The sequence below is a fragment of the Citrobacter sp. KTE30 genome, from assembly GCF_000398825.1.
Lineage (GTDB): Bacteria > Pseudomonadota > Gammaproteobacteria > Enterobacterales > Enterobacteriaceae > Citrobacter > Citrobacter freundii.
Map to the genome: position 1 here is coordinate 1,436,560 of NZ_KB976055.1, position 9,769 is coordinate 1,446,328.

9 protein-coding genes are annotated in these 9,769 nt (G+C 52.5%); 8 read left to right on the forward strand and 1 reads right to left on the reverse strand.

The features are described 5' to 3' along the window. The first annotated feature begins 12 nt into the window (after positions 1-12). From ihfB to WC1_RS16120, 8 genes are all read left to right on the forward strand, one after another. Positions 13-297 (forward strand): integration host factor subunit beta, encoded by a 285-nt coding sequence (gene ihfB, locus WC1_RS16155; RefSeq protein WP_003035780.1) that lies wholly within the window; start codon positions 13-15, stop codon positions 295-297. Between the two features lie 206 nt (positions 298-503). Further along, positions 504-2,768 carry a ComEC family protein gene (locus WC1_RS16150; protein WP_016149865.1) on the forward strand — a complete coding sequence of 755 codons (2,265 nt, stop codon included), beginning with the start codon at positions 504-506 and terminating at the stop codon, positions 2,766-2,768. A 36-nt stretch (positions 2,769-2,804) separates the two neighbouring features. Further along, a complete protein-coding gene (gene msbA / locus WC1_RS16145) occupies positions 2,805-4,553 on the forward strand; it encodes a lipid A ABC transporter ATP-binding protein/permease MsbA (protein WP_003035784.1) in 1,749 nt (582 codons plus the stop codon). Beyond that, positions 4,550-5,527: a tetraacyldisaccharide 4'-kinase gene (lpxK, locus tag WC1_RS16140; protein ID WP_016149866.1), complete on the forward strand. Its 978-nt coding sequence runs from the start codon at positions 4,550-4,552 to the stop codon at positions 5,525-5,527. The genes msbA and lpxK overlap by 4 nt, the downstream gene beginning before the upstream one ends. A 41-nt stretch (positions 5,528-5,568) precedes the next feature. Then, the gene (locus WC1_RS16135) at positions 5,569-6,801 is read left to right on the forward strand and encodes a winged helix-turn-helix domain-containing protein (protein ID WP_016149867.1); all 1,233 of its coding nucleotides are present in this window, start codon (positions 5,569-5,571) and stop codon (positions 6,799-6,801) included. 51 nt (positions 6,802-6,852) lie between these two features. Further along, positions 6,853-7,035, forward strand: a complete 183-nt coding sequence (ycaR, locus tag WC1_RS16130; protein WP_003035793.1) for a protein YcaR — start codon at positions 6,853-6,855, stop codon at positions 7,033-7,035. Further along, entirely contained in the window at positions 7,032-7,778 is a 747-nt protein-coding gene (gene kdsB / locus WC1_RS16125) for a 3-deoxy-manno-octulosonate cytidylyltransferase (RefSeq protein ID WP_003035796.1), read from the forward strand. The genes ycaR and kdsB overlap by 4 nt, the downstream gene beginning before the upstream one ends. A gap of 164 nt (positions 7,779-7,942) precedes the next feature. Beyond that, positions 7,943-8,836: a YcbJ family phosphotransferase gene (locus WC1_RS16120; protein WP_003035798.1), complete on the forward strand. Its 894-nt coding sequence runs from the start codon at positions 7,943-7,945 to the stop codon at positions 8,834-8,836. A gap of 117 nt (positions 8,837-8,953) precedes the next feature. On the opposite strand, the gene elyC is transcribed toward WC1_RS16120, so the two are convergent. After that, on the reverse strand, positions 8,954-9,718 hold the full coding sequence (gene elyC / locus WC1_RS16115) for an envelope biogenesis factor ElyC (protein WP_016149868.1): 765 nt from the start codon (positions 9,716-9,718) through the stop codon (positions 8,954-8,956). Positions 9,719-9,769 lie beyond the last annotated feature (51 nt).

A 9,769-nucleotide genomic window follows, 5' to 3' on the forward strand; every position in this document is an offset into this window, starting at 1 on the left:
ACCGGAGGAATCATGACCAAGTCAGAATTGATTGAAAGACTTGCAACCCAGCAACCTCATATTCCCGCGAAAGCGGTTGAAGATGCAGTTAAAGAGATGCTGGAACATATGGCCTCGACTCTTGCGCAGGGCGAGCGTATTGAAATCCGCGGTTTCGGCAGCTTCTCTTTGCATTACCGCGCACCACGCACCGGACGTAATCCGAAGACCGGCGATAAAGTGGATCTGGAAGGGAAATACGTTCCGCACTTTAAACCAGGTAAAGAACTGCGCGACCGCGCCAATATTTACGGTTAAGTTTTTAGCGAGACTTAACGCCGAGAAAAGCACCCACATGGGTGCTTTTTTCATTTCTGTGCGCCTATCCTGGAATCCTCATCCCAGTTAATTTGTACGTTACAACCCCCACTAAATGTCTGCGGAACTCAGGTCGTATAACGATAAATTGATGCCAGACAATCGTCGAAGAGTACTGCACACTCCCTGAAACAGGGAGGTTATTGATGAAAATAACAACGGTGAGTACGTGTGCATTATTCGGCATTCTCCCACTCATGCTATTACCTACGCTGCCAGGCATGTTGTGTATCAGCATTGTATTTTGTCTGGCATGTCTGCTCTGTTTTCTCCCCCACAAATATATACGTTCCGCCGGACTAACCCTGCTGTTTTTTCTTTGGGGAATCCTGGCTGCGAAAGAGGCTCTGTGGGCCGGTAATACGCTGCCTGAGAAAAACCAGCAAGCCATTGTGCGGATAACCGGAACTGACAATATGACAACGCACTACGGCCAAATCACTCACCTTCAGGGGAGACGAATCTTTCCTGCACAAGGAATCGTTTTGTACGGACAGTATTTACCCGGTGATGTTTGTGCGGGTCAGACATGGGCGATGACATTGAAAGTCCGCGCCGTACACGGTCAATTAAACGAAGGCGGATTTGATAGCCAGCGTTACGCATTGACGCAGCATCAACCGTTGACGGGGCGATTCTTACAGGCTTCGGTTATCACACCACAATGCAGTTTGCGTTCGCGATTTCTCGACTCATTGAAAACGGTACTCGCCGACTATCCCTGGCAGCAGGTCATACTGGGTCTGGGAATGGGTGAGCGCTTGTCCGTGTCACAAGAGGTGAAAACGATTATGCGTGATACCGGCACGGCTCATTTGATGGCAATCTCCGGGCTGCATATTGCGTTTGCTGCACTTCTGGCTGGCGGAATAATTCGCGCGGGACAATTTTTTATGCCCGCCAGATGGATTTGCTGGCAGGTTCCATTAGTGGGTGGGATTATCTGCGCCACATTATATGCCTGGCTGACGGGGCTGCAACCCCCGGCATTACGAACGGTTGTTGCGCTGCTAGTCTGGGGGGCGCTAAGACTTAGCAGCAGGCAGTGGAGCGGATGGTCGGTATGGATCTGCTGTCTGGCAGCCATTCTGATGGTGGATCCTGTTGCCGTTCTTTCGCAAAGTCTATGGTTGTCTGCATCCGCCGTTGCGGCACTGCTGTTCTGGTACCAATGGGTACCGCTCCCGGACTGGCCGCTGTCGCGTGCTGGTCGTCAATTTCTGGCGCTGGCTCATCTGCAATTGGGTATTACGCTTCTGCTTCTTCCCGTACAAATCGCAATGTTTCACGGTTTTAGTCTGACCTCGTTTCCGGCTAATTTGTTTGCCGTCCCTTTGGTCACGTTTGTTTCCGTACCCTTGATATTAGCAGGCATGATCGTGCATTTAGCCGGACTGGTGATGATTGAATCGAATCTGTGGTATTTAGCGGATCGTTCTCTGGCGCTACTATTTTGGGGGCTCAGGAGCCTGCCTGAAGGGTGGATCAATATTGATGCACGCTGGCAATGGCTCGCATTTTTACCGGGAATGATGATTATCGCATGGCGACTAAATATCTTGCGTACGCTACCGGTGGTCTGTTTCTCTGCGCTACTTTTGCTGAGTGGGCCGCTTTGGCGTGCACCGCGTACAGATGTGTGGCAAGTGCATATGCTGGATGTCGGGCAGGGGCTGGCGATGGTGATTGTGCGTAATGGAAAAGCGCTGCTTTACGATACCGGTCTGGCATGGCCTGAAGGCGATAGCGCGCAACAGCTGATTATTCCCTGGTTGCGTTGGCATAACCTGGAGCCGGAAGGGGTCATTTTAAGTCATGAACATATGGATCACCGGGGAGGGTTGCACTCCTTACAACAAGCCTGGCCATCACTATGGATAAGAAGTCCGCTAGGCTGGAAAGGACACCTCCCGTGTTTTCGCGGAGAACGTTGGCAATGGCAAGGGTTAACCTTCAGTGCGCACTGGCCTGTGCGTGGAAGTACAGGGCAGGGGAATAACCACTCCTGCGTGGTTAAAGTTGATGATGGGTATCAGAGTGTTCTGCTGACCGGCGATATTGAGTCTCCCGCTGAACAAAAAATGCTAAGTCACTACTGGCAGCATCTGCAGTCTACGGTGATGCAGGTTCCGCATCATGGCAGCAATACTTCATCATCACTGGCACTCATTCAGAGAGTTGACGGGCAGGCCGCATTAGCCTCTGCATCCCGTTACAACGCCTGGCGTCTGCCATCCTGGAAAGTGAAGCAACGTTATCGGAAACAAAATTATCAATGGCTGGATACACCACATCAGGGGCAGATTACGCTGGATTTTTACCAAAAAAACTGGCGAATACACAGCTTGCGGGATCAGATTTTACCTCGTTGGTATCATCAGTGGTTTGGCGTGTCGGAGGATAACGGGTAGAATATGCGGCTATTCTAACAAATGCTGGTTTTTTGAATGCATAACGATAAAGATCTCTCTACGTGGCAGACGTTTCGCCGACTATGGCCAACCATAGCGCCTTTTAAATCGGGTCTGATCGTGGCGGGTATAGCGTTAGTCCTTAACGCGGCCAGCGATACCTTCATGTTATCGCTCCTTAAACCATTACTGGATGATGGTTTTGGTAAAACGGATCGTTCGGTGCTGCTGTGGATGCCGCTGGTGGTCATTGGGCTGATGATAGTTCGTGGCTTAACCAGTTATGTCTCCAGCTACTGTATCTCATGGGTGTCAGGCAAAGTGGTCATGACCATGCGTCGCCGCCTGTTTGGTCATATGATGGGCATGCCAGTCTCCTTTTTTGATAAACAGTCTACAGGTACGCTGTTGTCACGTATTACCTATGATTCAGAGCAGGTCGCGTCATCGTCTTCCGGCGCGCTGATCACCGTGGTACGTGAAGGGGCCTCAATCATTGGCCTGTTTATCATGATGTTCTATTACAGCTGGCAGCTGTCACTGATCCTGATTGTACTGGCGCCAATTGTGTCAGTGGCGATCCGTGTGGTTTCCAAGCGCTTTCGTAGCATCAGTAAAAACATGCAAAACACTATGGGGCAGGTTACGACCAGTGCGGAGCAGATGCTGAAAGGCCACAAAGAAGTTCTGATTTTTGGTGGTCAGGAAGTCGAAACCAAGCGCTTTGATAAGGTCAGCAACAAGATGCGTTTGCAGGGTATGAAGATGGTTTCCGCTTCTTCTATCTCCGATCCTATCATCCAGTTGATTGCGTCTCTGGCTCTGGCCTTCGTGTTATATGCGGCCAGCTTCCCAAGCGTAATGGAAAACCTGACGGCAGGGACAATTACGGTTGTCTTCTCCTCAATGATCGCGCTGATGCGTCCGTTGAAATCGCTGACCAACGTCAACGCGCAGTTCCAGCGCGGTATGGCGGCATGCCAGACCTTATTTACGATTCTGGATAGCGAACAGGAGAAAGATGAAGGTAAACGTGTTATCGAGCGTGCTACCGGCGATCTCGAGTTCCGCAACGTGACTTTCACCTATCCGGGACGTGAAGTACCGGCTCTGCGTAACATCAACCTGAATATTCCCGCGGGTAAAACCGTTGCTCTGGTTGGCCGTTCGGGCTCAGGGAAATCCACCATCGCTAGCCTGATTACGCGCTTCTACGATATTGATGAAGGGCAGATTCTGATGGACGGACACGATCTGCGCGAATATACCCTGGCATCCCTGCGCGATCAGGTTGCGTTGGTTTCGCAGAATGTGCACTTGTTTAACGATACGGTTGCCAACAACATCGCCTACGCGCGTACCGATATGTACAGCCGTGAGCAGATCGAAAAAGCGGCACAGATGGCCTACGCCATGGATTTCATCAACAAGATGGATAATGGTCTGGATACGGTGATTGGTGAAAACGGCGTCCTGCTTTCCGGCGGACAACGTCAGCGTATCGCTATCGCCCGTGCCTTGTTGCGTGACAGCCCAATTCTGATCCTTGATGAAGCAACATCAGCTCTTGATACCGAATCTGAACGTGCGATTCAGTCTGCGCTGGATGAGCTACAGAAAAACCGTACTTCTCTGGTCATTGCTCACCGTCTTTCAACCATTGAACAAGCCGACGAAATCATCGTGGTGGAGGATGGTCTGATTGTCGAGCGCGGAACCCATAGCGACCTGATTGAGCAGCGCGGGGTCTATGCGCAATTACACAAAATGCAATTCGGTCAATGATCGCACGTATCTGGTCTGGTGAATCGCCGCTGTGGCGATTGTTACTTCCACTCTCCTGGCTTTATGGCCTGGTGAGTGGCGGGATCCGCCTATGCTACAAGCTTGGGCTGAAACGCGCTTGGCGCGCGCCAGTACCGGTTGTGGTGGTCGGAAACCTTACAGCCGGCGGCAATGGCAAAACACCGGTGGTGATTTGGCTGGTTGAACAACTGCAGCAACGTGGGATCCGCGTGGGCGTGGTGTCGCGTGGGTACGGCGGGAAAGCGGCTGCTTATCCGTTGTTATTGACCGCAGAGACCACTACCGCAGAAGCGGGTGATGAACCTGTGCTGATCGCCCAACGTACCGGCGTGCCGGTAGCGGTATCCCCGGTAAGATCGGATGCGGTAAAAGCCATTTTGGCCCAACATGACGTGCAGATTATTGTGACCGACGATGGGCTACAGCACTATCGTCTGGCGCGAGATGTTGAAATCGTGGTTATTGACGGCGAACGTCGGTTTGGCAATGGCTGGTGGCTTCCCGCTGGTCCAATGCGGGAACGCGCAGGTCGTCTAAAATCGGTGGATGCGACTATTGTTAACGGTGGCGTTGCGCAACCAGGGGAAATCCCTATGCGACTTGAACCGGGGCTGGCCGTTAATTTACGTACAGGCGAACGCCGTGATGTAGCGCAATTGCCCAATATTGTCGCCATGGCGGGCATTGGTCACCCTCCGCGTTTTTTTGCCACGCTGAAAGCATGCGGTGCCAGCGTGCAAAAAAGCATTGCGCTGGCAGACCATCAGTCTCTGACCTACAGTGACGTCAGTGCGTTTGTAAACGCCGGGCAAACGCTGGTGATGACGGAAAAAGATGCGGTTAAGTGCCGGGCATTTGCCGATGAAAACTGGTGGTATTTACCTGTTGACGCACATTTGTCAGGCGATCGGCCTGACGTGTTGCTGGATAGATTAATCTCGCTGACTCGCTAACTGATTCACGCTGCGGCAGCGAATCATTTATGAGGCCATAAATGTCGTTGCCGCACCTTTCTCTGACGGATGCCCGTCATCTTCACCTTGCCGCTCAAGGTCTGCTGAAAAAAACACGCCGTCGGGCAACCCCGGCAGATATTCTCGCGACTATTTCGCGCATGTCGTTACTGCAAATCGATACCATCAATATTGTGGCGCGAAGTCCTTACCTGGTGCTGTTTAGTCGTTTAGGCGATTATTCACCCCAATGGCTGGACGACTCGTTACAGCAGGGCGAACTGATGGAATACTGGGCGCACGAGGCCTGCTTTTTGCCGCGCAGCGATTTTATGCTGATACGTCACCGCATGCTGGCCCCGGAGAATATGGGCTGGAAGTATAAAGCGGCGTGGATGAAAGAACATGCTCATGAAATTGAGCAACTGCTCCACCACATCCAGCATAACGGACCGGTACGATCTGCTGATTTTGAGCATCCACGCAAGGGGAGCAGCGGCTGGTGGGAATGGAAACCGCAAAAGCGTCATCTTGAAGGGCTGTTCACTGCCGGGAAAGTGATGGTGGTGGAACGGCGTAATTTCCAGCGCGTGTATGATTTAACCCATCGCGTCATGCCACACTGGGACGATGAACGCGACCCACTTTCACAGGAAGATGCTGAAAGCGTCATGCTGGATAACAGCGCCCGCAGTCTGGGGATTTTCCGCGAACAATGGCTGGCAGACTACTATCGCCTGAAGCGCCCGGCGCTAAAAAACTGGTGCAACGAACGGGCGGAACAGCAACAGATTATTCCTGTCGACGTTGAAGGGCTGGGAACGCTGTGGCTGCATAGCCACCTTCAGCCGCAGCTCGAACAGGCGCTGGCGGGCAAATTAACGGCGACCCACAGCGCAGTGTTATCGCCTTTTGATCCGGTGGTTTGGGATCGTAAACGGGCAGAGCAGCTATTCGATTTTAGCTACCGGCTGGAGTGTTACACGCCAGCACCAAAACGTCAGTACGGTTATTTCGTCTTGCCGTTGCTGCACCGCGGGCAGTTGGTTGGGCGAATGGATGCCAAAATGCACCGTAAAACGGGCGTGCTGGACGTGATTTCGCTGTGGTTACAGGATGGGGTTAAGCCTGGGGTGACTTTGCAAAAAGGATTGTTTCAGGCGATTGACGATTTTGCCCGCTGGCAACTGGCAACACGCGTGACGCTGGGACGTTATCCTGAAGGTTTATTTGCTGATGCACGCCATGGTTGGGAAATAGACCCAGCCCTTTAAGCGATTATGTTAATATTTACGGATTCACAATCCGGTCCATCTGGAGGAACTATGGATCATCGTCTGCTTGAAATCATTGCCTGCCCGGTATGCAATGGCAAACTCTGGTTTAACCAGGAAAAACAGGAACTGATTTGTAAACTGGATAACCTTGCTTTCCCACTGCGTGATGGCATTCCTGTGTTACTGGAAACCGAAGCCCGCGTTCTGACTGCTGATGAGAGTAAATCATGAGTTTTGTGGTCATTATTCCTGCGCGTTATGCGTCCACTCGTCTGCCGGGCAAGCCGCTACTGGATATCAACGGCAAGCCTATGATCGTGCATGTCCTGGAGCGTGCGCGTGAATCTGGCGCTGAACGTATCATCGTGGCCACCGATCACGAGGATGTCGCTCGCGCGGTAGAAGCGGTGGGGGGGGAAGTGTGCATGACCCGCGCCGATCACCAGTCTGGTACGGAGCGCCTGGCGGAAGTCGTCGAGAAATGTGGTTTTAGCGATGATACCGTTATTGTGAACGTACAGGGTGATGAGCCGATGATTCCGGCGGTCATTATTCGCCAGGTGGCTGAGAATCTGGCGCAACGTCAGGTCGGCATGGCGACTCTTGCGGCTCCGATTCACAGTGCGGAAGAGGCATTTAATCCGAATGCGGTAAAAGTCGTTTTGGACGCTGAAGGATATGCGCTCTATTTTTCACGCGCGACCATCCCATGGGATCGCGATCGTTTCGCCAAAAGCCTGGAAACGGTGGGGGACACCTTCCTGCGCCATCTGGGCATTTACGGCTATCGCGCCGGTTTTATTCGCCGCTATGTTAACTGGCAGCCTAGCCCGCTTGAGCATATCGAAATGCTGGAGCAACTGCGAGTGCTGTGGTACGGCGAAAAAATTCACGTTGCCGTCGCAAAAGAAGTCCCGGGTACCGGCGTAGACACTACCGAAGATCTCGAGCGCGTTCGCGCCGAAATGCCTTAGTTTTTCTCACGGCACTCCCCCATATTGATGCGTATTTTTGGGAGGAGTGTCGTATCGTTGCGCTTTCCCTCCACTTTTCTTTTCATCAATTGATCTCATCCGGGTGACATCTGTCTGCCCGACGCTCATTATGAAAGCAGTAGCATTTATGAGGGCAATCTGAAATGGAACAGTTGCGTGCCGAACTCAGCCACCTGCTGGGCGAAAAACTCAGTCGTATAGAATGCGTGAATGAAAAAGTGGATACGGCCCTGTGGTCACTGTACGACAGCCAGGGAAATCCGATGCCGCTGATGGCGAGAAGTTTCACCACGCCAGGTATGGCGCAGCAACTGGCATGGAAAACCTCCATGTTAGCGCGCAGCGGTACGGTGCGTATGCCCGTCATTTACGGGGTCTTGACCCACGAAGAGCATCCCGGCCCCGATGTGTTACTGCTTGAGCGTTTACGGGGTGTGCCGGTGGAAGCGCCAGCCCGAACGCCCGAACGCTGGGAACATTTAAAAGATCAGATCGTAGAAGGTCTGCTGTCATGGCATCGGCAGGATAGCCGTGGCTGCGTGGGAATGGTGGATAACACGCAAGAGAATATCTGGCCATCCTGGTATCGCCAGCGTGTTGAGGTGCTGTGGACCACGTTAAATCAGTTCAACAATACTGGCTTGACGATGCAGGATAAGCGGATCCTGTTTCGTACCCGTGAGTGTTTACCCGCTTTATTTGAAGGATTCAATGATAACTGCGTACTGATCCACGGTAATTTCAGTTTACGTAGCATGCTCAAAGACGCCCGTAGCGATCAGCTACTGGCCATGGTGGGACCGGGGTTGATGCTGTGGGCGCCCAGAGAGTATGAATTGTTCCGTTTAATGGATAACGCGCTGGCGGAAAGCCTGCTTTGGCAATACCTGCAACGCGCGCCCGTGGCGGAGTCCTTCATCTGGCGGCGCTGGCTGTATGTGTTATGGGATGAGGTGGCGCAACTGGTCAACACCGGACGTTTTAATCGCACCAACTTTGACCTGGCAACGAAATCACTGCTGCCGTGGCTCGCCTGACTATCCCGTTACGGCATTGCCGGATGGCGGCGTGAGCGCCTTATCCGGCCTACAATTCTGCGCTGAACGCCTGGGGCTGATAAGCCGCGTTAGCGTCGCCGTCAGGCAATATTTCTGTCAGTGCTCCGATCCCTTTAACCACTGCCAGATGCGACCCAATGTTTCGTAACCAACACGATCGCTATGCATCAACCAGACGGGAGAGGGGATCGCGCGCTCCCACGGATTTAGCGGTGAATCAATTGCTAACTGATTAGCCGGCGCGGGCAACGGGTGTAGTCCAGCCTGTTGGAAGAAAATCATTGCTCGTGGTAAGTGCGATGCGGAGGTCACCAGCAGGAACGGCGCGCTGCCGATGGCCTGCTTAACTGCAGCGGCTTCTTCTTCAGTATCTTTAGGTTTATCCAGCGTGATGATATCACCGGGTGGCACACCCAGTGACTGCGCTACGCGGGCTCCCGCTTCTGCAGTACTGACGTTATTGCTCTTTGCCGCAGCACCGGTAAAGATAAGCTTCGATCCCGGATTAGCACGCCAGAGGCGAATACCTTCATTCAGACGCGGAAGACTGTTGCTGATTAGGTTTGAACTTGGTGCCCACTGAGGATTCCAGGTATACCCTCCGCCCAGCACCACAATGTATTCCACTTTTTGTGTATCCTGCCAGGTTGGATAGCTGTCCTCAATCGGTTTCAGTAGGCTATCAGCGACGGGTTGCAAGCTAAGAAGTAACAGCGCCAGCCAACTCAGGCTAATGCACACTTTCCCTGTTTTTTGAAAGCGACTAAACCAGAGCAGCACCAGGCCTGTACCCATGATAATGAGCATTAGCGGAAGTGGCAGCATCATACCGCCAATCACTTTCTTCAGCGTAAAAAGCATCCTTTTTGGTTCCTTTTTTAACCATACAGCAGGGGATCTGCAGGGATATTA

Bases quoted from the DNA above. Each gene is read 5' to 3' on its own strand.
- kdsB (WP_003035796.1), top strand. From the start codon at position 7,032: ATGAGTTTTGTGGTCATTATTCCTGCGCGTTATGCGTCCACTCGTCTG.
- WC1_RS16135 (WP_016149867.1), top strand. From the start codon at position 5,569: ATGTCGTTGCCGCACCTTTCTCTGACGGATGCCCGTCATCTTCACCTT.
- lpxK (WP_016149866.1), top strand. From the start codon at position 4,550: ATGATCGCACGTATCTGGTCTGGTGAATCGCCGCTGTGGCGATTGTTA.
- WC1_RS16150 (WP_016149865.1), top strand. From the start codon at position 504: ATGAAAATAACAACGGTGAGTACGTGTGCATTATTCGGCATTCTCCCA.
- elyC (WP_016149868.1), bottom strand. From the start codon at position 9,718: ATGCTTTTTACGCTGAAGAAAGTGATTGGCGGTATGATGCTGCCACTT.
- ycaR (WP_003035793.1), top strand. From the start codon at position 6,853: ATGGATCATCGTCTGCTTGAAATCATTGCCTGCCCGGTATGCAATGGC.
- WC1_RS16120 (WP_003035798.1), top strand. From the start codon at position 7,943: ATGGAACAGTTGCGTGCCGAACTCAGCCACCTGCTGGGCGAAAAACTC.
- msbA (WP_003035784.1), top strand. From the start codon at position 2,805: ATGCATAACGATAAAGATCTCTCTACGTGGCAGACGTTTCGCCGACTA.
- ihfB (WP_003035780.1), top strand. From the start codon at position 13: ATGACCAAGTCAGAATTGATTGAAAGACTTGCAACCCAGCAACCTCAT.